General features: G+C 62.3%; 17 protein-coding genes and 1 pseudogene. 5 read left to right on the top strand and 13 right to left on the bottom strand.

What is annotated here, in order from left to right; genetic code table 11:
* Nucleotides 1-146: 146 nt before the first annotated feature.
* From VJS90_RS13060 to fepB, 3 genes are read right to left on the bottom strand one after another with little or no spacing between them, the layout of a single operon-like run.
* Nucleotides 147-1178: a FecCD family ABC transporter permease gene (locus VJS90_RS13060; RefSeq protein ID WP_324122071.1), complete on the bottom strand. Its 1032-nt coding sequence runs from the start codon at nt 1176-1178 to the stop codon at nt 147-149.
* Between the two features lie 5 nt (nt 1179-1183).
* Nucleotides 1184-2224: an iron ABC transporter permease gene (locus tag VJS90_RS13055; RefSeq protein WP_324122070.1), complete on the bottom strand. Its 1041-nt coding sequence runs from the start codon at nt 2222-2224 to the stop codon at nt 1184-1186.
* A gap of 12 nt (nt 2225-2236) precedes the next feature.
* The gene (gene fepB, locus VJS90_RS13050; protein WP_414704939.1) at nt 2237-3115 is read right to left on the bottom strand and encodes a Fe2+-enterobactin ABC transporter substrate-binding protein; all 879 of its coding nucleotides are present in this window, start codon (nt 3113-3115) and stop codon (nt 2237-2239) included.
* 135 nt (nt 3116-3250) lie between these two features.
* Here fepB and VJS90_RS13045 point away from each other — a divergent pair, with 135 nt between their 5' ends.
* A complete protein-coding gene (locus tag VJS90_RS13045; RefSeq protein ID WP_324122068.1) occupies nt 3251-4075 on the top strand; it encodes an ABC transporter ATP-binding protein in 825 nt (274 codons plus the stop codon).
* Here VJS90_RS13045 and VJS90_RS13040 read toward each other — a convergent pair.
* The gene (locus tag VJS90_RS13040) at nt 4050-4874 is read right to left on the bottom strand and encodes an IclR family transcriptional regulator (protein WP_324122067.1); all 825 of its coding nucleotides are present in this window, start codon (nt 4872-4874) and stop codon (nt 4050-4052) included. The genes VJS90_RS13045 and VJS90_RS13040 overlap by 26 nt on opposite strands.
* Before the next feature lie 183 nt (nt 4875-5057).
* On the opposite strand from VJS90_RS13040, the gene VJS90_RS13035 reads away from it, so the two are divergent.
* Together VJS90_RS13035 and VJS90_RS13030 are read left to right on the top strand one after the other, a co-directional pair.
* A complete protein-coding gene (locus VJS90_RS13035) occupies nt 5058-7142 on the top strand; it encodes a TonB-dependent receptor (RefSeq protein WP_324122066.1) in 2085 nt (694 codons plus the stop codon).
* A 26-nt stretch (nt 7143-7168) separates the two neighbouring features.
* Nucleotides 7169-8476 carry an NtaA/DmoA family FMN-dependent monooxygenase gene (locus VJS90_RS13030; RefSeq protein ID WP_324122065.1) on the top strand — a complete coding sequence of 436 codons (1308 nt, stop codon included), beginning with the start codon at nt 7169-7171 and terminating at the stop codon, nt 8474-8476.
* Between the two features lie 136 nt (nt 8477-8612).
* On the opposite strand, the gene VJS90_RS13025 is transcribed toward VJS90_RS13030, so the two are convergent.
* From VJS90_RS13025 to VJS90_RS13015, 3 genes are all read right to left on the bottom strand, one after another.
* Nucleotides 8613-8933, bottom strand: coding sequence for a DNA-binding transcriptional regulator (locus tag VJS90_RS13025; RefSeq protein ID WP_324122064.1), 321 nt, complete (start codon nt 8931-8933; stop codon nt 8613-8615).
* A complete protein-coding gene (locus tag VJS90_RS13020) occupies nt 8926-9279 on the bottom strand; it encodes a type II toxin-antitoxin system RelE/ParE family toxin (RefSeq protein WP_324122063.1) in 354 nt (117 codons plus the stop codon). The genes VJS90_RS13025 and VJS90_RS13020 overlap by 8 nt, the downstream gene beginning before the upstream one ends.
* A 128-nt stretch (nt 9280-9407) precedes the next feature.
* Entirely contained in the window at nt 9408-10748 is a 1341-nt protein-coding gene (locus VJS90_RS13015) for a PLP-dependent aminotransferase family protein (protein WP_324122062.1), read from the bottom strand.
* A gap of 122 nt (nt 10749-10870) precedes the next feature.
* Between VJS90_RS13015 and VJS90_RS13010 the strand changes: the two are divergent.
* Nucleotides 10871-11708, top strand: a pseudogene (locus VJS90_RS13010) (MFS transporter); the annotation flags it as partial.
* 473 nt (nt 11709-12181) lie between these two features.
* Here the strand turns inward: VJS90_RS13010 and VJS90_RS13005 are convergent.
* The 5 genes from VJS90_RS13005 to VJS90_RS12985 all read right to left on the bottom strand — a co-directional run bounded on the left by VJS90_RS13005 (nt 12182) and on the right by VJS90_RS12985 (nt 17193).
* Nucleotides 12182-13129, bottom strand: coding sequence for an alpha/beta hydrolase (locus tag VJS90_RS13005; RefSeq protein ID WP_324122060.1), 948 nt, complete (start codon nt 13127-13129; stop codon nt 12182-12184).
* A gap of 62 nt (nt 13130-13191) precedes the next feature.
* A complete protein-coding gene (locus tag VJS90_RS13000) occupies nt 13192-14205 on the bottom strand; it encodes a transketolase family protein (protein WP_324122059.1) in 1014 nt (337 codons plus the stop codon).
* Entirely contained in the window at nt 14202-15047 is an 846-nt protein-coding gene (locus VJS90_RS12995; RefSeq protein WP_324122058.1) for a transketolase, read from the bottom strand. The genes VJS90_RS13000 and VJS90_RS12995 overlap by 4 nt, the downstream gene beginning before the upstream one ends.
* An 11-nt stretch (nt 15048-15058) precedes the next feature.
* Entirely contained in the window at nt 15059-16357 is a 1299-nt protein-coding gene (locus tag VJS90_RS12990; protein ID WP_324122057.1) for an MFS transporter, read from the bottom strand.
* Nucleotides 16358-16446: 89 nt separating this feature from the next.
* Nucleotides 16447-17193: an SDR family NAD(P)-dependent oxidoreductase gene (locus VJS90_RS12985; protein WP_324122056.1), complete on the bottom strand. Its 747-nt coding sequence runs from the start codon at nt 17191-17193 to the stop codon at nt 16447-16449.
* A 194-nt stretch (nt 17194-17387) separates the two neighbouring features.
* Between VJS90_RS12985 and VJS90_RS12980 the strand changes: the two genes are divergently transcribed.
* On the top strand, nt 17388-18305 hold the full coding sequence (locus tag VJS90_RS12980; RefSeq protein ID WP_324122055.1) for a LysR substrate-binding domain-containing protein: 918 nt from the start codon (nt 17388-17390) through the stop codon (nt 18303-18305).
* A gap of 266 nt (nt 18306-18571) precedes the next feature.
* Here VJS90_RS12980 and VJS90_RS12975 read toward each other — a convergent pair whose 3' ends face one another.
* The gene (locus VJS90_RS12975) at nt 18572-20944 is read right to left on the bottom strand and encodes a TOTE conflict system archaeo-eukaryotic primase domain-containing protein (protein WP_324122054.1); all 2373 of its coding nucleotides are present in this window, start codon (nt 20942-20944) and stop codon (nt 18572-18574) included.
* Nucleotides 20945-21765 lie beyond the last annotated feature (821 nt).

Genomic DNA, 21765 nt, shown 5'->3' with positions numbered 1-21765 from the left:
ATCCCCAGCGGCAAATAATCAGTTCAGGAATTTGTGAACCAATGTGAGCAATCGGGAAAAGGCAGGTGAAGGTAATCAGGGGCGATCTGGTAACCGACCAAGTAACCGACCAAGTAACCGACCAAGTAGATGGATACGATCAACCCTCAAAGCCGCTTGCCATGCCCCAACAACCACAACAGATACACCCCTCCAAGCAGCCCCGTCATCAACCCGATCGGCAGGTTCACGCTCGTCGCCAGCCGTTGGCTCATCAAGTCCGCGGCCATCAGCAACACGGCCCCCAGCAACGCGCCTGAAACCAGCGGCACCTCTGGCGAGCGTGTGAGCCGACGGGCGATCTGTGGACCGGCGAGGGCGATGAAGGCGATGGGACCGGCCGACGCGGTCGCGACCGCCGTCAGTGCCACTGCGGTCAGCACCATTACCCTGCGGGTGCGCTCGGTCGGAACGCCAAGCTGGCTGGCCATCTCGTCGCCCATCTCCAGCAGGTTGACGCGGCGGGCGTGGTAGAGCGCCAAGGGCACGACCAGAAGCAGTGCGCAACCGGCGGGCAGCACATGCGACCAGGTGCGCGTGTTGAGCGAGCCGGCCAGCCAGAGCTGCGCGAACATCGCCTGGTCGAGGTTGCCGCTTACCAGCAGCAGGTTGTTCAGCCCTGACAAGCTGGCGCCAATGCCGATACCCACCAGCACCAGGCGGTAGCCGCCGCTGGAGCCGCCCTTGCGCGCCAGCAACAATACCAGCAGCGCGGTAGCAAGGCCGGCGGCCACTGCGGCGACAGCGGTGGCCAGGGGACCGGCGTCGAACAGCATGATCTGCACGATCGCACCGCTGGCGGCTCCGGTGGTGAAGCCGATCACGTCCGGCGAGCCGAGGGCATTGCGCGAGATCGACTGGAAGATCGCCCCGGCCATCCCCAATGCCGATCCGACCAGGCAGGCGGTGAGCAGCCGCGGCAGGCGCACCCGATGGATGACGCGCTGGGCGGTATCTTCCGGCCCGCAGCCCAGCAGATGGGCAAGTACTTCGCCAGGGCCCAGTGCCAGTGTGCCGGTGCCCAGCAATATGGCGGCGAGCACCAGCCCGACTATCACCAGCAGCAGGCATACCAGGACAGCCCTGGGCCGATAGCGGACCGACCGTCCACCCCAGCGTAACGCATGGACCGGACTCATGCCGCTCACAGCCGGCTCAGGCGAAAACGCCTGACCAGGAGGATGAAACAGGGTCCGCCCAGCAGCAGGGCGATGACCCCGGCAGCGATCTCCGCCGGGATCGCGATGACCCGGCCGAGCACATCGGCACCCAGCAACAGGGCCGCCGCGATGGGCGCGGCGTACAGCATGATCCAGCGGTAGTCGGGCCCGACCAGCATGCGCGCCAGGTGCGGGGCCACCAGGCCGACGAAGCCGATCGGCCCGGCGATCGCCGTTGCCGCGCCGGCCAGCAGCATGACCGACAGGCAGGCCAGCAGCCACGTCAGGCGCAGGTTCATGCCCAGCGCCTGGCCAAGCTCCTTGCCCAGGGCCAGGGCATTGAGATTGCCAGCGATGGACAGGGCTAGCATCAGGCCCGAGGCGATTGCCACGGCAGGCAGTTCGAGCAGGTGAAAGCCGCTGCCGGAGAGCGAACCTGCCGCCCAGTTGCGAAAACGGTCGAACACCTCTGGCGGGACATTGAGCACGATGATGCCGGTCAGTGATGCCAGCATCACCGACAGGCCCGCGCCCGCGAGCACCAGCCGTACCGGGTTGGTGCCGGTTTCATGGGCCTGGCCGAGCAGGAATACCACCATTCCCGCCAGACCTGCGCCGAGAAACGCACACCACAGGTAGTGGGACATGCTGGTCAGGTCGAGCAGCACCACGCTGGTGATCACCGCCAACCCGGCACCTGCATTGATCCCCAGCAACCCCGGCTCGGCCAGCGGATTACGCGTGACAGCCTGCATCACGCTGCCGGAGACCCCCAGAGCCAGGCCCGCGAGCAAGGCAATCAGGGTGCGCGGCAGCCGCAGTTCGCGGATCACCAGGTGCTGATCATTGTGCGGATCGGCTGCGCGCAGGGCATCAAGGGTGGTCGTCAGGGGAATGTTGCTAGAACCAATGGCCAGGCTCAGCAGGGCGAGCAGCACCAGCAACGACAACCCGATCAGCAGTCCTCGGCTACGCCCCGCACGACGGCGCACAGGCGAGCGGGGCCGCGCCAGGTCTGTGGACATCAGGCCCATGGCTCAGCGGAACTGCCCGGCGACCGTGTCGATCATCTGCTGGCCAGAGTAGTAGTCGATACGAAACGAACTGGGGCCCAGCGGATACACCCTCTTGTGCTGCACCGCGGGCAAGTTGGCCAGGACCGGGTCGGCGAGAAAGGCTTGCACGTCGGCATCGCTGCCGCCCAGCAGGAACACGCTGTCGCCGTTGATGGCGGCAGGCAGGTTCTCACGCGAGATGAACTGGAAGTCCGACGCGCGGGTGACCTTGGCCGCCAGCGCCGCAGGCAGCTCCGCCACCTTGAAGCCCAGCGCGCTGAGCAGGCGTGCGTGGGGGCTGCTGCCACGGCCGATGGAAAAACTGCCGGCGATGTTGTAGCCGATCACGTTCACGGTACCCGGCGGGGGCGTGAAGCTCGCGGCCGCCTTTGCAGCGTAGGCATCGAAGCGCTCGATGGCGGCCTGCGCCTGCTGCTCGAGGCCGGTGCGCTTGCCGAGCTCGGTGGCGATTTCCTGCCAGCTCTGGTTGGAGTAGTTGACGACCATCACCGGCACGCCCTGGGCCTCGATCTCGCTGCGGTAAGGCGCGACGCTGTCGGCACCGGTGGCCGAGGCGATCAGCAGGTCGGCATCGCTGGCCACCACCGCTTCGATATCAAACCGCAGGTTGCGGTAGAGCACCTCGACTCCGCGTTCGTCCGCGACCTGGGCCCACTGGGTGAAAAAACCCTTGGCGTCGGTGAGCTTGCTGGGCGTGGTCGCGGCGCTGGCAACCAGGGGCGCCTGCATGGCCAGGAGAATCCCGGTGACACTGGGCGTGGTCGAGACGATGCGCCTGGGCTGGGGATCGGCGGCAGCAGGCGCGGCGTGTCCCAGCAGGGAGAGGGCGGCGGCGAACATCGGCAAGGCAAGGCGGCGCAATACGGTCACGAGGGTGCTCTCAATGATAATGCTTCTCGTATATGCTATTCCATAATGTAGAATAGATTCCACATTTCCTTTCAGATGACATCGACTTCACAGGACTCCACCTAGATGACTCACTGCCTGCACGCGCAGAACGTGACCTTGCGCCGCGACACCCGCACCATTTCCCAGGGGCTTTCCATCGCCATCCCCGATGGCGCGTTCACTGTCATCGTCGGGCCCAACGCCTGCGGCAAGTCGACCCTGCTGGCGGCCCTGTCCCGCTTGCTGGCGCCGGTGCATGGCCAGGTGGTGCTCGATGGCAGGGACATCCACCAGTTGCCGGCGCGGCAAGTCGCCCGGCGCCTGGGCCTGCTGCCACAGAGCGCCCAGGCCCCGGACGGCATCAGCGTGGCCGAGCTGGTGGCACGCGGGCGTTATCCGCACCAGTCTTTTCTGCAGCAGTGGTCGAAGGCCGATGAGCAGGCCGTGAGGCAGGCGATGGCGGCCACCCAGGTGACCGCCCTCGCCGAGCGGATGATCGACGAACTGTCTGGCGGCCAGCGGCAACGAGTGTGGATAGCCATGGTGCTGGCGCAGCAAACCCCGCTGTTGCTGCTCGACGAGCCAACCACCTACCTGGACATCGCCCACCAGATCGAGTTGCTGGAACTGCTGGCCGATCTCAACCGCCAGGGCCGCACGGTGGTCGCGGTGCTGCACGACCTGAACCAGGCGTGCCGTTATGCCACACACCTGGTGGCGATGAAGGACGGGGCCATCGTTGCCGAAGGGACACCTGCGGCGATCTTCACCGAAACGCTGGTGGAGGAGGTTTTCGGGTTGTCATCGCTGATCATCCCCGATCCGGTCAGCGGCACGCCGATGGTGGTACCGCGGGGGGTGAAACAAAAGTCCACCGCCGCGGCTACACGGGATCGGCGTCGGGAGTAGGGGTGGCGCTCGCAACCACGCCCCCTGTGGCCTGGTTCACCCGGCCGCACGCATGGAACAACGCATAGCGGTCATCGGCGGTGCGCATCTGGCCCAGGTCACTGACCGTCGTCATCACGCACACGATCTCCTGCTGCGCATCGAACACTGGCGCTGCCTGCCCGGTGACGTGCGAGAGCAGATGGCTGGTCATCTCCGCCCAGCAGCGTTCGCGGACTTCGTCCAGCAGCGCCTCGCTCGGTCGGGCGCCACGAAAGTGCGCGGGCTGCTGCTTGCGCGCGTCATCGATCACAGCCTTGGGCAGGAATGCCTGGAACACCAGTCCGCATGCCGTGTTGTCGATGGGCAGGATGTCCCCGAGCGCCAGCGGGTTGATCGAGAAATACGCACTGCGATGCCAGCGCACCAGGGTCGGCCCGCGCGCCGTCCAGATGGCCACGCCACCGCTCGCCGCATGCTGCAGGGTCAGGGATTTCATGTGCTGGGCGGCGACCTCCACCGCGTCGACGCGCTTGAGCGCGGCGATGCCGATGTTCAGCGCGGCCGGGCCCAGGTCGTACAGGCCGGTCAGCGGGTCCTGCTTGGCCAGTCCCTCCTTCACCAGGCTCTGCAGGTAGCGGTGCGCCGTCGAGCCGCCCGTACCCGTGCGCCGGGCCACTTCGCCCAGGGCCAGCTCGGATTCGGCGTTGGCCAGGGTATTGAGAAAGCGCGTGGCAATCGCCACCGACTGGATGGTGCCCGAGCGCTTCTCGCTGGATGGATCCGCCGCGTCATCCGACGGCTGCTGCGAACTGTTCAACGGCGTTTTCTCCTCAGTGAAGGGGCAATGATACCGATTCCTTGCGTCTTGCGGCATGGAGGTGTGCATCGGCCACTCACCTGGCCATTTCACTTCGAGGAATAGATTCTTTATTGAGGAATATGATGGCGCCGTGATAGCCTTATTGCTAAACGGGATCATTCTCATTTGGAGAGAGCAGTTGTGAAGGTCTACACCCATCGCTCAATCGGTCATGGCATCGGTATCGCCAGCCTTTCATCGTTGCTTTCGGCGTTCCCGGCGCTTGCCCAGGAAACCGGCGTCACCGAAAAACCGGGGCTCACGCTGGACGCCTTGGTGGTCACTGGTGAAAAACTGGAGCGCCAGCTCAAGGACACCGCGTCTTCGGTCTCGGTGATCACTGCCCGCGACATCGACCAGCGCGAGACCGGCAATGCCTCGGTCGCCGAAGTGATCAACGACATACCCAACGTGACCTACACCGACACGGTTGGCGCCCCGATCATCCGTGGCCAGGACACCCAAGGCCCGAACAACGGACAGAACGTGTTCTGGGGCGGCACGGTGCCGCGCGCCACCATCAACCTCGATGGCCATTACCTGAACTACAACGAGTTCTACTACGGCGGCACTTCGGTCTGGGATGTGGACAGCATCGAGGTATTCCGCGGCCCGCAGACCACCTCCCAAGGCGCCAACGCCATCGCCGGCGCGATCATCGTCAACACCAAGGACCCGACCTTCATCCCCGAGGCCGCCTACCAGGCGGAGATCGGCAGCTACCATTCGCGGCGCACCTCGCTGGCGGTGTCCGGACCGCTCTCGCAGGACTTCGCCGGGCGCCTGGCGGTGGACTATTCAGGCCGCGATACCTTCATCGACTACAAGAGCCCGAGCTTCGCCAGCCGCGGCACCGACCAGGACTTCAGCGCCCTCAGCGCCCGCGCCAAGCTGCTCTGGCTGCCCAGCGCCATCGAAGGCCTTGAAACCAAATTCACCTTCTCGCACGGCAACAGCAACCGACCTAGCCAGGAAGCCGCCTCACGCCCGTTCGACAAGCTCGACCACCTCACCACGACAATGCCCAACTGGAAACAGGACACCAGCACCAGCATCCTCGATGTGTCCTACGACCTGGGCAATGGCATGCGGTTGTTCAACCAGGCGCAGTACTCGCTGTCATCGGTGCACCGGCGCGTGGGCGGGGCAGGGGAAGGCGATGCCGACATTCGCCAGAAGAATGCCTCCAACGAATCGCGCATCACCTTTGGCGAGCATCAGGATCAGCTCAGCGGCCTGGCGGGCGTGTTCTACGCCCGCACCACCAGCGATGAAGCGCTGAACCTGCGTGGCCTTTCGGCCTTCGATGACACCAAGAAAAACCTGGGTGTGTTTGGCGAACTGAACTACCGCCTCACCGACCGCTGGACCCTGACCACCGGCCTGCGCTACCAGGAGGACCGCATCGAGCGCCTCGGCAACTCGGTGCTGGCGCCTGCCGAACTGGACTATGAACACACGTTCCGCGCCTTCCTGCCCAAAGTGTCCCTGGCCTTTGCCGCGACCGATCAGTGGACCGTCGGCGGCATGCTCAGCCGTGGCTACAACCCGGGCGGCGTCGCGCTCAACCTCACCACCCGGCAGTGGTCGCAGTTCGATGACGAGTCGGTCTGGAACTATGAGCTGTTCAGCCGCGCGAGCCTGCTCGATGATCGCCTGCACCTGAACACCAACCTGTTCTACATGGACATGAGGGACGCCCAGTACAACATCCCGGTGATCATCTCCCCCGGCGTGTCCCAGTCCTACACCATCAACGCCGAGAAAGCCCACGCCTACGGCCTGGAGCTCGACGCCGACTACCAGCTGCTCGACAACCTGCGCCTCAAGGCCAGCGCCGGCGTGCTGCGCACCCGAATCGACGAGATCAGCAGCAACGCCAGCTACGAGCACAACGAGTTCGCTCGATCACCGGGCTACAGCATCACCTTCGGGCCGAGCTGGGACATCACCGATCGCCTAAACCTCAATGCCCAGGTGCGTTACCTGGATGGCTACTACTCCGACACGGCCAACACCTCGTCCTATTCGGTCAAGGCGTACACCCTGACCGATGCACGCATGAGCTACCGCTTCAACCAGCAGGTGCAGGTGTATGGCTATATGAAAAACGTGTTCGATGACCGTTCGCCGACCTACATCCAGGAGAACCGCGGCATTGGCGGCACCGAAGCCAGCATGACCCAGCCACGCACCGTGGGCATCGGCATCAAGGGCGCGTTCTGACCTCAGCAACTGGAGACAACTGACTCATGACCCATCCCAAACGCCTGCACATCGGCATGTCCCTGGCCCCGACCTGGCTGAGCAACGACGCCTGGCGCCGGCCTGACAGCAACATCGAGGGCATCTTCACGGCTGAGTTCGCCATCGACATCGCCAGGCGTTCCGAGGCGGTGCACCTTGACTTCGTCTTTCGCCCCGACGTCAGTTGCCTTATGGCGCCAGGCATCGAGGCCAGCTCCGGCGTGGCCAGCCTCGACCCGTCGATCCTGCTGGCGGCCGTGGCACGCGAGACGACGCGCATCGGCCTGGTGTCGACCGTGTCCACCACCTTTTATCCACCCTATGTGGTTGCCCGGCAGTTGCAGTCGCTCAACTGGGTGAGCAAAGGCCGGGTCGGCTGGAACATCGTCACGGCCCTGCAAGGCCACGAGAACTTCGGGCTGGACGCCATGCCCAGTGCTGCGGAACGCTACGCGCGCGCCGCCGAATTCACCCGCCTGGTGCATGAACTGTGGGCCAGTTTTCCGCATGAGGCGTTGCTGATCGACCGTGAGCAAGGCCGCTACGCGGATGCGTCAAGGGTGCGCCCGGTCGACCATGACGGGCAATACCTGCGGGTCAAGGGGCCGCTGAACCTGCCGTCTTTCCCGGGCCCACGCATACCGCTGATCCAGGCGGGCGCTTCGGACAGCGGCCGCGATTTCGCCGCGTCCGTGGCCGACCTGGTATTCGCGCCAACCCCCGACAAGGACGCCGCGCTGGAACTGCGCCGCGACCTGTCCCGGCGCGCCGAGCACCATGGCCGCTCGCCCGCCGACGTGCGCCTGCTGCCCGGGCTGAGCCTTTACCTGGCCGATACCCGCGAACAGGCGCGTGAGCTGTTCATGCAGACCCATGCGCGGGTCGACCGGAACCGCCGGTTCGCCTCGATCAGGCAGATGATCGGCCTGGACCTGAGCGAGTGGCCGGCCGACCGCCCGATCACCCGCGCCGATCTGCCCGCAGCCGTGCAGGACGCGGGCAACAGCACACACCGCAACCTGTTGCGGCGCCTGCTCGAGCGTGAGTCCTTGCGGGTGGATGAGTTGCTGCTGCGCCCGGAAGTCATCTCCGCCGCGCACTGGCAGGTGATCGGCACGGTCGACGATGCCGTGGAGCAGATCGCCGACTGGGCCGCCTCGGGCGCCATCGATGGCTTCATCGCGGCGCCGGGCGGTTCGGTGGACTCGGTGCACCGGTTTCTCGAGCAGGTGGTGCCACGGCTGGTCGAGCTGGGGCTGTTCCGCGATCGCTATCAAGGGACGACATTCATGGAACACCTCCAGGAGGCGTGACCACGGGAACTGGCTCAGACCGCGAAGTGCGCTTCGAGGGCGGGTGTGAAGTGCGAGCAGTTGATGGGGGCATAGCAGCTTGTGCTGGGTCTACTTCATGTATCCGGCGTAGCTGCCATCCACCAGGAGCGAACATTCAGGCAAGTATTTCAATTCCATATTTATCCACGATGGATAGCAGTTTGAGGGCCATGCCGCTGGGGCGTTTATCACCAATTTCCCACTGCTTCACCGTAGACACGCTGGTATTCAAATAGCGCGCAAATACAGGTTGGCTAACGTGGCTTCGTTGGCGAATAGCCTTGATCTGCTCGGGTGGAATTTGCGCCGGAATCTCTGCCAGGCAGGATTCATCGAAGTCACGCATGGTCGCCTTATCAACAGCGCCGACGCTCAGCAGTGCCGTTACCGAGCTGTGAATTGACTCGAAAGCCTCGCTTTTGAATTTTTTACTCATGACAGATCTCCGTAAACTCTCTTCCATCGAGCAGATGCTGCACCTGCTCTGGCGTCAGGCCTTCATAAATCTTCGCCAGCTTTCTGAAGGCCATTAGTTCTTTCTGAGTAATATTGTCCTGGTTCTGCTTGGCGAAGAGAAACTGATACACCCAGTAATGCCGTCCCTTGGCGAGAATGATGGAGCGATGCCTGTTTTCGTTCAGACGCTTCTTCCATACCCCGCCACCCAGATCATCCGCTTTTCCTTGCCTGATTTCCTGCAAGGCCTGGCAAAGCTCAATATCCGAGATTCCGCATTTTTCCGCCCTGCTGCTGAAGCTCCTGGTTTTGAAAACTCTTTGCATGGTTCCCTTCCTTTATCTGAAAGGGTACCACTAGGTGATAGAGTTGTCTTCGTCACTGGTCGCAATTCATATGGCTCCACCTATCACGGTCAACACACGGTGGACATCGTGCTGGCACGGGAACTGGCTCAGACCGCGAAGTGCGCTTCGAGGGCGGGCGTGAAGTGGGAGCAGTTGATGCGGGCGTGGCGATGGTAGTCGCGCGTGACCGAGAACGCCGAGCCCGGCATGAGCAGGACTTTCTGCCGGGCAAGGGTACCGATCAGCTCCGTAAGATCGGCAAGGTCCGGATGATCCGCCCAGAGAAACATCCCGCCCTCGGGGACAATCTCGAACTGCCAGCCCCGGTTGCGCAGGGCGTGCTGGGTCAGTGCCTGCTGGGTGATCAGCTTGTGCTGGATCTGTTTCATGTGTCCGGCATAGGTGCCGTCCACCAGGATGGTATTGACGAAGCGCTCGCAGAACGCCGGCACCGCCACAGACGTGAACAGTTTCAGGCGGGTCAGCGGCTCGACCAGCGCCTGCGCGCAGGCGATGTAGCCCACGCGCAGCGAGGCGGACAGGCATTTCGAAAAGCTGCCGATGTAGATCACCCGCTGCAGGTCGTCGAGCTCGGCGAAGGTCTGGCGCAGCTCAGGGCTGAAGTCGCCATAGACGTCATCCTCCACCACATGGAAGTCGTGCTCGACCGCCAGGCGCAACACCTGAAAGGCATTGTGCGGGGTGATGTTGCCCCCGGTCGGGTTGTGGAAGGTGCTGTTGCAGAAGAATGCCCGGACCTTGTGCCGGGCAAGGTGGGCCTGCATCTCGACAATGTCCGGCCCGCTTTCGGTACGGCGAATTCCTACCACATGCCCGCCCGCCAGCTGGATCAGCTTGATCAGGTTGCCGTTGCCCGGCTCGTCGACAAACACATGATCGCCGGGTTGGATCAGCAGCCGGGCAACCAGGTCCATGCCCTGGGTCGCGCCCAGGGTGGTGATGATCTGGCTGGGCGCGACGTCGATGCGCGTGCGCCGCTGCAGGTGCAGCGAGAGTTGCTTGCGCAAGGGCAGGTAGCCGGAGATTTCGCCGTATTCGGCCAGTGAGCTTTGCTCCAGACGCGCGGTGCGGCGGATTGCCTTGGCCAGCAGGTCGGTGTCACGCCAGGCGGGTGGCAGCCAGCCGCAGCCAAGCTTGGTGTAGTCGGAGCCGGCCTGCAGGAGCCTGAACAGCGGCTCGCCCGCCATGCTGTCGGGTTCGAGTCTGCTCGTCAGCCGTTCGGGCCTGCCCGTCACGAAATAGCCGCGACCAGGGGAGGCCTCCAGCACCCCCTCGCTCACCAGCCGCGCGCAAGCCGACACGACCGCGTGATAGCTGGCATCGGCGGTCGAGACGAATTTCCTGATCGAGGGCAAGCGTTGCCCGGCTGGCCACTCACCGTCCTTGAGGCGCTGCTTCAATGCGAGGTAGAAGGCATCCGCGCTCATTGGGACATCACCAGACCGATAGAAAAAACAGCCTAACAGTTCGCTGTAAACACTGTCGACTGTGCGCCCGCAGGAACCGGGCAGGTGCAAACATGCGCCTTGTCCACAACACGAGCAGACCCATGAACAGCACGCTTCCCCCACGAACCTACCTGTACTTCGCGGCGCAATCCATCAACCTCACCACCGCTGTGATGTCGGTGACCATGGCCGCGATCACCGGCGCGGCGCTGGCGCCTGCGGCCGGCCTCGCGACAGTGCCCTACGGGTTCCAGTTTCTGTTCGTGATGCTGGCCACCTATCCCGTGTCACGTCTGATGAGCCGGATCGGGCGCAGGAAGGCATTCATGATGGGGTCGATTCCCTTGCTGGTCGCAGGCGTCACCGGTTACTGGGCGGTCCGGCATGAGCAATTCGTCCTCCTGGTGCTCAGTCATGCGGCGTTGGGCGTGTACATCGCATTCGCCAACTTCAATCGATTCGCGGCCACCGACAACCTGGACCAGAGACTCAAGCCCAAGGCCATCTCGCTGGTCGTCGCCGGTGGCGTCATCGCCGCGGTGGCTGGACCGAGCCTGACCGAACTGCTCAGGGATCTGGACGGATATGCGATGTTCTCGCTGTGCTACGCAGCCTTCATCGGGTTGGCGGCGTTGTCGTTGCTGATTGCCTGGTGTCTGCCCGAGGCTGGCGTCTCGCCAGGCGCCGATAGCGCGCGCACCCTTGCCAAGGCCTCCCGGACATTGCGCTGGTCCCCCGCCATCACCATCGCAATGGCCGTCGCGGCGGTCGGCTACGGCATCATGAATCTCCTGATGATCCAGGCATCGATGCACATGGGGCATATGCACGAGGACTTCTCGGCTATCCGCCTGGCGATACAGTGGCATGTGATCGCCATGTTCGCGCCTTCCTTCTTTACCGGCGCGATCATCGGCAAGCTCGGGGTGAGAACCACCCTCGTCTCGGGGCTGGGGATGCTCGCTGTGTGTGCGTTGCTCAACGTCGGCTCGCAGGGCCATACCCTGATGACGCTTTCCCTGATCATTCTGGGGCTTGGCTGGAACCTGACCTACGTGGGCGGGGGCGCGTTGCTCTCACAGGCCCTGCAAGGGAGCCCGGATGCTTTCCAGGTGCAGGGAAAGAACGACCTGGCGATTGCCGTCTGCGCGACGATCGGGGCCTTCACGCCGGCGTTCCTGCTCAGCTCCTTGGGCTGGGTCGGCACCAATGGGCTGTGCATGGTGCTGGCTATCTCGCTACTGGTCGCAACGCTCGGACTACTGCCCAGCCGCTCGAAGGCGGAATATTCCATGGGTGGAGCGGAACAGGCTCGTCAGCAGCAGCGGGATCCGGACCAAGCTTGAAATAGAAACTTCTGGAGGCAGCCATGAATATCGGTTGGCGCTCCCCTGGGTCCACAAGTCCGCTCTTCACGTATCCAGCGCAGATCCACACAGTACGGTCAACGCGCGGCGTACATCGTGCAGGCATTGCTCGGTCTGCGGCCCAGGTAACTGGTCGAACATGTGCGGCACTCCCGGGTAGAGATGAAACTCGACGGGCACGCCCGCATGGGACAAGCCACGGGCGAAGGCGAGGTTTTCGTCGACGAACAGATCAAGCGCGCCTACCGCCATGAAGCTGGGCGGCAGCCCGTGCAGGTCTTCGGCAAGCGCCGGCGAGAACAGCATCCGGCGGTCATCGTCCACCGGGTAGGCACCCTGCAGGCAGCTCCAGCAGAACTGGTTGGCCACCGGCGACCAGCCAACGGAGCCGGTGGTGGGATTGGAATCGGCACAGGCCGGCGATCCGGTGCGGTGGTCGAGCATCGGGTACACCATCACCAGACCCGTTACTCGATACTGTGCCCGCTCCCGGACCAGCAGTGCGAGCGCGGCGGCAAGCCCGCCGCCGGCACTGTGGCCGTGCAGGATGACGCGCTGGGTGTCCACGTGCAGGACCTGGGCCTGCTCGAAGATCCAGGCCAGGGCCGCGTAGCAATCCTCCAGCGGCGCGGGGAAGGGATGTTCAGGTGCAAGTCGGTAATCGACCGCAACGATCAATGCGCCCAGTTCCACGGCCAGGTCAGCGAGATAGTCGTCCGCCATCTCAGGGCGGCCCAGGACAAAACCGCCGCCATGCAGGTAGAGCAGGGCGGGGGTGGCCGCGCCTTGCGGCGTTGGCCAGTAGAGACACAGGCGCAGACGCTGCTTGCTGCCCAGCTGCAGCCAGCGTTCTTCGCAGCGGGCATTGGGCGTGGAGGGGAAGGTGGCGTCCACTCGGCTGCGAATAGCGTCCAGGGACTGCAGGGACCAGTGCGATGCAGGCTGGTCACGAAATGCCCGGTAGGCGGGATGCAACAAGTGATCGTGGCTCAAGGCCCAGGTCCTCGATGGGTAACCGCCCAAGGCCTGGGCGGTTGGACTTCAAGCATGGTCGACTAGAGCCAGGCCTTGATCTGGGCGCTGACCGCCTCCGTCGAGATACCGTAGCGGTCGTGCAGCGTCGGCAGAGCCCCCGCATCGAGAAACGCATCGGGCAGGGCGATCTGCCTGAACGTCGGGGTCACGCCATTGCGCAGCAACACACCGGCAACCGCTTCGCCGAGGCCGCCGATGATCGAATGGTTTTCCGCGGTGACCACAAGACGCCCCGGCTTGCGGCATTCGGCCAGGATCGTCTGTTCGTCCAGCGGCTTGATGGTCGGCACATGCAGCACGGCCACATCCACTCCATCGCCCCGCAGCTTCTCGGCGGCTTCAAGCGCCCGCATGGTCATCAGCCCGCTGGCAATGATCAGCACGTCGTTGCCGGTCCTCAGGGTCTTGGCCTTGCCGATCTCGAATGTGTAGCCATATTCCTCGAGCACGACGGGCACGTTGCCGCGCAATAGGCGCATGTACACCGGGCCATTGTGGGCGGCAATGGCGGGCACGGCCTGCTCGATCTCGAGCGCGTCGCAGGGGTCGACGATCATCAGGTTGGGCATGGCCCGGAAGATCGCCAGGTCGTCGGTGGCCTGATGGCTCGGCCCGTAGCCTGTGGTCAGTCCCGGCAGGCCGCAGACGATCTTGACGTTGAGGTTTTCCTCGGCGATGGCCATGCAGATGAAGTCATAGGCGCGGCGCGAGGCGAACACGGCGTAGGTGGTCGCGAAGGGCACGAAGCCTTCGCGCGCCATACCGGCGGCCGCGCTCATCAGCAGCTGCTCGGCCATGCCCATCTGGTAGAAGCGGTCCGGGTTTGCCTTGGCGAAGATGTGCAGGTCGGTGTATTTCGACAGGTCCGCCGACAATCCGACGATGTCCTGGCGCTGCTCGGCCAGCGCGGCCAGCGCATGGCCGAATGGCGCGGAGCGCGTGGCCTGCCCTTCGGCGGCGATCGAGGCGATCATCGCCGAAGTGGTCAGGCGCTTCTTGCCGGTTTCGGAGGCGGTATTGTTGACGGTGCTCATACGTTTTTCCCTACCTGAAGAGTGTCCAGCGCCTGGTTCCATTCGTGCTCGTCGACACGGATGAAGTGGGTTTTGTCTCGGGTTTCGAGGAAGTCCACGCCCTTGCCCATGCGGGTGTCGCAGATGATCACCCGGGGCTGGGCCCCCTGGTGAGCGCGCGCCGCATCGAAGGCCGCCACCAGCGCCGGCAGGTCGTTGCCATCGACCCGCTGGGTGAACCAGCCAAAGGCCTGCCAGCGGTCGACGATGGGTTCGAACGCCAGCACTTCGCTGGAGTGCCCGTCGGCTTGCTGATTGTTCACATCGATGACCGCGATGAGGTTGTCCAGCTTCCAGTGCGAGGCCGACATGGCCGCCTCCCAGGTCGAGCCTTCGTTAAGCTCCCCGTCGGACAACAGGTTGTAGACGAACGAGGCGGACTGTTTGCGCTTCAGTCCCAGGCAGGCGCCGACGGCGATGCCCAGGCCATGGCCCAACGAGCCTCCGGTGATTTCCATGCCTGGCGTGTAGGCGGCCATGCCAGACATGGGCAGGCGGCTGTCATCGGCTCCATAGGTCTCAAGCTCGTCCAGCGGGATGACACCGGCCTCGATCAACGCTGCGTACAAGGCGATCGCGTAGTGCCCGATCGACAGGTAGAAACGGTCGCGTTGCTCCCACTCGGGGTCATGCGGGCGGTAACGCAGCGCATGGAAATAGGACACCGCCAGCAGGTCGGCAGCGCCCAGGGCCTGGCCGATGTAACCCTGGCCCTGCACTTGGCCCATGCGCAGCGCATGGCGACGGATGTTGTAGGCACGTTCAGCCAGCGATGGCGATTCGGTGTGTGTTGCAGCAGTCATGGTGGACTCCATTAACGATTGACCAGGGCGGCGGGAATCCGCAGAACCAGCAGGGCACCGGCAAACAGCACGGCGGTGATCAGGTACATGCCAATGGCGCTTGAGCCGGTGGTGGTGGTGATCCAGCCGATCAGGTAGGGCGAGCAGAATCCCGCCAGGTTGGCGAAGCTGTTGATGCCGGCGATACCCGCGGCGGCCGAGACCCCGCCCAGCAGGGTGGTGGGCAGCATCCAGAACAGCGAGGAAGCCGACAGCACACCCGCGGCCGCAAGGCACAGGCTGAGCATGGAAAGCGTGAGGTTCCCACCCATCAGGGCAGCGAGTGAGAGCCCGGTCGCGCCAGCGGCCATCGGGATGATCAGGTGCCAGCGGCGCTCCTGATGCTTGTCACCGCTTCGGCCCATCAGCAGCATCGCGACGATGGCGCACAGGTAGGGCACGCTGGTGAACAGGCCAATGTGCAGCGGGTCGGACACCCCGGCATTGCGCACCAGGGTCGGCAGCCAGAACGTAATGGCGTACTGGCCCATGACCACGCAGAAGTAGATGCCCGCCAACAGCCACAGGCGGCGGTCACGAATGAACGCACCGACCGAGGCATGCGTGACCTTGCGGCTGTCGTCCTCGGCCAGCTCCTTCTTGACCAAGGCCTTTTCGTCATCCGTGAGCCAGGTGGCCTGGTCAACGCCATCCTTCAGGTAGCCAAGTACCATCAGGCCGACCACGACGGTAGGAATGGCTTCGATCACGAACATCCATTGCCACCCGTGCCAGCCCTGCACGCCGGCGAATGCATTCATGATCCAGCCAGACAGCGGCCCGCCGATCATGCCCGACAATGGAATGGCGATGAACCACAGCACGGTCATGCGCGCACGGCGGTAGGATGGAAACCAGTAGGTGAGATAGAGCAGCAGCCCCGGTGCCAGGCCTGCCTCGGCGATGCCGAGCAGAAAGCGCAGCGCATAGAACTGCCATGCGGTCTCGACGAAGGCGAACAGGGCCGAGATGATGCCCCAGGAAATCATGATGCGAGCGATCCAGCGGCGCGCACCGACCCGGTGAAGAATGATGTTGCTGGGCACTTCGCAGAGAAAGTAGCCGATGAAGAACATGCCGGCGCCGAGACCGTAGACGGCCTCGCTCAGCGCCAGGTCGTTCATCATCTGCAGCTTGGCAAAGCCCACGTTGACGCGGTCCAGGTATGCGCACAGGTAGCACAGCATCAGGAATGGCATCAGCCGCCAGGCGGTTTTACGGTAGGCATTGGAGCGGACAGAGACGTCGGCGTCCAGGGACAGGGTAGTCATGATGGTCTGATCTCTTGTTGTTATCGACAGCTAACGGCTGCGACGTCGATTCAGAACGGCGCTGGCCAGGTTGGCCAGCGCAAGGTCCATCAGTGAATGAGCATGCCCCCATTCACATCCAGCGTGATACCGGTCAGATAGGAGGAGAGGTCGCTGGCCAGGAACAGCGCGGCGTTGGCGACATCCTGCGCGGCACCCAGGCGGCCCAGCGGAATGCCCTCGATGATCGCGTGACGCCGCTCGTCCTGCATCAGGCCGCCAGTGATGTCCGTATGAATGAGGCCAGGGGCGATGGAGTTGACCCGCACGTTGTCGGGCCCCAGTTCACGTGCCATTGCCTTGCCCAGGCCCAGCACGCCTGCCTTCGCGGCGCTGTAGTGGGGACCGCCGAAAATACCACCGCCGCGCTGCGCCGAGACCGACGACATGCAGACGATGCTGCCGCTGCGTTGCTCGCGCATCTGCGGGATCACCGCCTGCGACATCAGCAAGGTGCCGCGCAGGCTGACGTCCAGCACCTTGTCGTAATCGCTGCCGCGAATGTCCAGGGTTTTGAGAGGCTGGGTGATACCGGCATTGTTCACCAGCACATCGATGCGGCCAAAGTGTGCGAGCACCTGCGCGACGGCGGCATTGACCTGCGCCTCGTCGGCGACGTTGGCGCCCAGGCCCAGGTGCCCGTCGCCCAGGGAGGCGGCGTCGCGGGCAGCGGCAGGGTCCAGGTCGAGTACCACCACCTGCGCGCCTTGCTGGGCGAAGGTCACTGCGGTGGCGCGGCCGATCCCGCGAGCAGAAGCGGCGCCGGTGATGATGGCGACTTTGCCTTGAAGAAGCATGCGAATGTCCTCTGATTATTTTTATGGAGGTCGACCAGCTGTGATCGATGGCTCAGCTTGTTCCGCATGGCATCGGCCAGCAATAACGCAAAAATAATCCGATGCTGAAAAAAATTCAGCACTCGTCACAGCCGGCGCCTGGTGCTTCAATGATTCGATCCGCTGACCCTGATAATTCTGGAGCTGATACGTTCATGGACACTGCTGATACGGGGGCGCCTGTCATCCCGCCGCTCAAAGCGATTCAGGCCTTCGAACAGACTGCCCGGTTCGGCAACATTGCCAGGGCGGCCGAGGTATTGGGACTGGTGCCTTCAGCCGTCAGCCATCAATTGGCCAAGCTTGAGAGCATGATCGGCAGGCCATTGTTCGTGCGCGCCGCGCGAGGGGTCTCGCTGACGCCGGTCGGAGAGCAGTACCTGGCAGAGGTCAGTGGCGTGCTGCACAGCCTGGCCGTGGCGACCGAGCGGGCGACCAGCGATGTCAGCCTCGATTGCCTGAGGCTGCACTCATCCCCAAGCTTCGGGCTGCTGTGGCTGATGCCGCGGCTGGAAGCCTTTCGCTCGGCGCATCCCGATATCCAGATCAACCTGTCGTGTTCTTACGAGTCGCTGCATTTCAGCCGTGACAAGATCGACGTGGACATCCGCCACGGCGTGCCCAACTGGCCCAGCTACGAAGTGCGCACCGTGCGCAACGAGCGATTCACCGTTCTGGCGTCTCCCAAGTTGCTGGCAAGGTGTCCGGTGAATGCGGCCGTCGACCTGCTTGGGCGCGAGCTGATCCTGTCCGAGGCGACCTTGCTGAAATGGCCGCAGTGGTTCGCCCAGCATGGCCTGGCCAGGCCTGAACAGCCATATGCCTTGAGCTTCGACCGCTCGTACATGTCGCTCGAAGCCGCCAGCCATGGGCTGGGCTTCGCATTGGAAAGCTCGATACTGGCGCGAAAATACCTCGCCGCTGGCGACCTCGTGGAGGTGGCTCCCAGCATCCTCAGCGCGCCGGTGGCGGCGCATCACCTGGTATTCCCCAGAACTCACTCCAGCTTTCCCCGGGTGCGCCGGTTCCTGGCATGGATGGAGGGTGAGCTGGGGCATGAATTTACGTACTGACGCGGCAGGGCACCGCTACGGCGGAGTCAGCAGGAACCTGTCCGGCAGCGCAAAGCAAAAGACCGCGGCAAGCCGCGGTCTTTTTGTTGAAGCTGTTTTTACATCAGCATAGACGTTGAACCGGAAGTCATTGGGTTCAGGCCTTATGAAGCCTGGATTTGGGTGCTATCAAGCGGGATGTGTACCCGCTTTTAAACCCGCTTTTGAAGATGCTTATGGTTTCGTTATCTCACCGGAGTGGTGCCCTATGAGCCGTCGAATCACGTTTAAAGTAGATCCATGGTAACCAGGGCGTCGGCCATACGGTAGCCCATCGCTTTGTAACCTGCTTGGCGCTTATCCCACATTCTCACCAGCGCGGCATTCCCCTCGTCAACGAAGTCGATCACTCGCACGTCAGCTTTGTCGGCATGTGATCGATGCAACCGTCCTGCATACTGCTGGAGGATTCCCTTCCATGAGATAGGCATTGCCAGCACCAGCGTGTCCAATGGCGGATGATCGAAGCCTTCACCCACTAGTTTTCCCGTTGCCAAGAGTACTCGTGGTGCATCAGGGGGGAGGCACTCAAGCTCATGCATACGGGCAATTCGTTGTTTTTTAGGCACTCGCCCATGAAGTGTGAAAAGGTTGTTCACGCGGTGCTTCAACTCCAACTCCAAGGTATCCACATGCTCCGTCCGCTCTGTTAGCACCAGAATTTTTCTACCTTGGCTGTACGCCAGCTCGATCTCCGAGACGATTTTGGCTGTGCGCTCAGAGTCGTCTGCTAACTTCCGAAAAACGTCTTGGATTCCAGAACCGTCGGGGACCACCACAGGCTTTGGCAGCAGTCGAGGTACGACAGATAGATCATGAGGTGCGCTCGCCGGTCGAGCGGCAGAGTGTCGGATCGGTCCGCATTGCATGAAAATGATTGGCTGTTGCCCATCTCGTCGCACTGGGGTTGCCGTAAGGCCCAACACGTATCGTGCAGTCGCGGTTCTCAGTAGTGCCTCGAATGACACTGCTGACAGGTGATGACACTCATCGACGATAATTTGCCCGTAGTTTTTTACGTGATCGCTGATCTCACCTTTTCGCGATAACGATTGCATTACGGCAATATCGATGATGCCTGTAGGTTTTGCTTTTCCGCCCCCAATCGTTCCAACCACACCCTTGCCAACACCCAAGAACGCTTGCACGCGTTCTTGCCACTGTCTTAATAATTCGGTCCGATGCACAAGTATTAATGTGTTAACGCCACGTCTAGCAATCAATGCAGCTGCGCTGACCGTTTTGCCGAACGCCGTAGGTGCGCAAAGAATTCCGGTATCATGATTCAGCATTTTGCCGATGGCATCTTCCTGGTCTGGACGCAAGGTCCCGAGGAAACTCACGTCAATCGGGTCACCGGCGAAGCGTTCATCTTGAAACTCAGGAGAGATGCCATTTACCCCTAGCAGCTCCAGTGCAGCATCCAGGCAGCCACGTGGCAGCGCAATATGTTTGGGGAAGTTCTGGGCGCAACCGATTATTCTCGGCTTGTTCCACACCGACATGCGCATGGCTTGAGCTTTGTAGAATTCGGGATTTTGAAACGCGGCTAGCCGGACAAGCTGGTTTGCTAATGGTTGCGGCAACGCCGACTTTTCAAAGTAAATCATGTTAGCCAGCGTGACGTTGATAGAGGCTGGCAATGGGCACGTCAATTTTGGTGACTTTGACTCACGGGCCTTCCAAGGTTCTGCATCGCCGTCGTCGTCAACATACATGACTCCTGTAGGGTCCTGCTTCCCCATCGCTTGGGTGACAACGAACGGAATATCCTCCGGAGGCATTTTCTGAACCGATGCTAAGAAGGCCCACTGATCGAGATAAGGTTCAAGCTCGCTGTCGACAAAAACGCTGTTGTTGTGAGCTCTGGCTCGCTTTTGCAATGGAAGCGCGATGAGATTTCCGAAGCCGCCTTTAGGCATGTAGTCCTGATTTGGGAACAACCGATCATAAGAAGTGAGTGCCAATTGGCGTGTACGTTCACATGCATGGCTGATGATTGCCGCACCAAGACGTCGGGCATCATGAGCGGGAACACTTTGCTTGAAGAAAATCCAGCAATGAGCGCCTTTACCTGAACGGGATATTTCCAGTGCCATTGGTACGTTCAGTTCATGACACGACTGAGCGAAGGCTCGTGCATCATCACGCCATTCGGCTTCATCAAAGTCGACCGCCAGAAGATAGCAGGTGTCATCCGGGAGCAGGGGGTAGATGCCAATAACCACTTCACCAGCTAGATGGCGATAAACGACCTCATCGGTGAGAGGAAGTAGCTGACGATTACCGCAGTCCCCGCATTTAATTCGGGGCTTTTCACAAACGCCAGGTTTCCATTCATTTGCGCAGGCGGGTGTGTATCCTGATTTGCCTGACTTGCTTTCCCAGCGAATTGGATAAACGTCTGTCCTACCACGAAACAAGCTCCGGAATAGGGCAAGCTTTGCTTCTGTGCCGAATTGTTGTGTGTGTTCTGCTTGAACAACCTCGATCTTGACTGGCTCGGCCGGCAGACGCCAATCGATGCCATGAGCATCCAGCAAGGCGACCAATCTTGCATTTTCAGCCTTTAGCTTCGCCACCAGGCTAGTATCTATCACCGTCTTCAGCCTCTACGTCCCAGGTGAAGCTTGTAGCCTCTCGCTACAATCCTCAGTGAACCAGTAAGCGTAGAGGTTACCAAACAATAGCCCTTGCGATGACGAGGTGTCCAACTTCAGGTTTTCGTGAAGCTTGAATGGGGCCGGCTTCGCTAGTCTTGGGACTGACCTTCCACCCACCTCGCGTTTCAACTACAGCCATGATCTGTGTCCTCTCTTAGCTAGCCTGAAGTCCATCCTCACGTCATCCCGCCAAGAATGCTGAGTGTTATCAGGGATCAAGGCCCCTGCGACCTGTGAGGGTGTCCACTGACGCGGGACTGGCGGCTCCTTACGACCAAGAGCAAGGGCATCTCATGATCTGGCCTCCTGAGCACCGATAGCGGTGGGCGGGTGGAGGCTGCACTGGCTGACGAGACCAGCGCCGCGAGATCCTGAGCCACAAGCAAGCAGCAATGCGATGACCGGGGCATGCCTGACTGTCAGTCAGGTGCAGTCCATTCCCTGGGCTGCGGCACCATCATCTACAGCGCTGTTGCTGGTGACATCGGCGTTTGTCACGCCGATTGTCACGAGGGGGATTGCCGCAAAGCCATGTGCGATCAGGGCTGCAGCAGTGTCAGGAGCGCCCGTCTCTTTTCTGGAAAAAGAGACGGGCGCAAGTTGGCGCAAGAATCGGCCAAGCGATTAGGTTGCTGCAGGACAGCGCAGTACGGTGTAGCTGGCGCACGAGGGCCATGAGGTTAAAGAGCACCCATCACCGGGAAGGTGACCGGGCGAGCTGCCGGATGCTAATCGCCCTTGGGAGAACCACCGCATAA

Origin of the sequence: Pseudomonas sp. (assembly GCF_035277045.1) — a bacterium.
GTDB lineage: Bacteria > Pseudomonadota > Gammaproteobacteria > Pseudomonadales > Pseudomonadaceae > Aquipseudomonas.
Note: the sequence above shows the minus strand (reverse complement) of the source record. Positions and strands in the feature narration are given on the sequence as shown.

Excerpts from the sequence above, each read along its gene's own strand:
- VJS90_RS13045 (WP_324122068.1), top strand. The coding sequence starts at position 3,251 with ATGACTCACTGCCTGCACGCGCAGAACGTGACCTTGCGCCGCGACACC.
- VJS90_RS13020 (WP_324122063.1), bottom strand. The coding sequence starts at position 9,279 with ATGCAAAGAGTTTTCAAAACCAGGAGCTTCAGCAGCAGGGCGGAAAAA.
- VJS90_RS13060 (WP_324122071.1), bottom strand. The coding sequence starts at position 1,178 with ATGAGTCCGGTCCATGCGTTACGCTGGGGTGGACGGTCGGTCCGCTAT.
- VJS90_RS12980 (WP_324122055.1), top strand. The coding sequence starts at position 17,388 with ATGGACACTGCTGATACGGGGGCGCCTGTCATCCCGCCGCTCAAAGCG.
- VJS90_RS12995 (WP_324122058.1), bottom strand. The coding sequence starts at position 15,047 with ATGACTGCTGCAACACACACCGAATCGCCATCGCTGGCTGAACGTGCC.
- VJS90_RS13025 (WP_324122064.1), bottom strand. The coding sequence starts at position 8,933 with ATGAGTAAAAAATTCAAAAGCGAGGCTTTCGAGTCAATTCACAGCTCG.
- VJS90_RS13030 (WP_324122065.1), top strand. The coding sequence starts at position 7,169 with ATGACCCATCCCAAACGCCTGCACATCGGCATGTCCCTGGCCCCGACC.
- VJS90_RS12990 (WP_324122057.1), bottom strand. The coding sequence starts at position 16,357 with ATGACTACCCTGTCCCTGGACGCCGACGTCTCTGTCCGCTCCAATGCC.
- VJS90_RS13000 (WP_324122059.1), bottom strand. The coding sequence starts at position 14,205 with ATGAGCACCGTCAACAATACCGCCTCCGAAACCGGCAAGAAGCGCCTG.
- VJS90_RS12985 (WP_324122056.1), bottom strand. The coding sequence starts at position 17,193 with ATGCTTCTTCAAGGCAAAGTCGCCATCATCACCGGCGCCGCTTCTGCT.
- VJS90_RS13015 (WP_324122062.1), bottom strand. The coding sequence starts at position 10,748 with ATGAGCGCGGATGCCTTCTACCTCGCATTGAAGCAGCGCCTCAAGGAC.
- VJS90_RS13055 (WP_324122070.1), bottom strand. The coding sequence starts at position 2,224 with ATGTCCACAGACCTGGCGCGGCCCCGCTCGCCTGTGCGCCGTCGTGCG.
- fepB (WP_414704939.1), bottom strand. The coding sequence starts at position 3,115 with ATGTTCGCCGCCGCCCTCTCCCTGCTGGGACACGCCGCGCCTGCTGCC.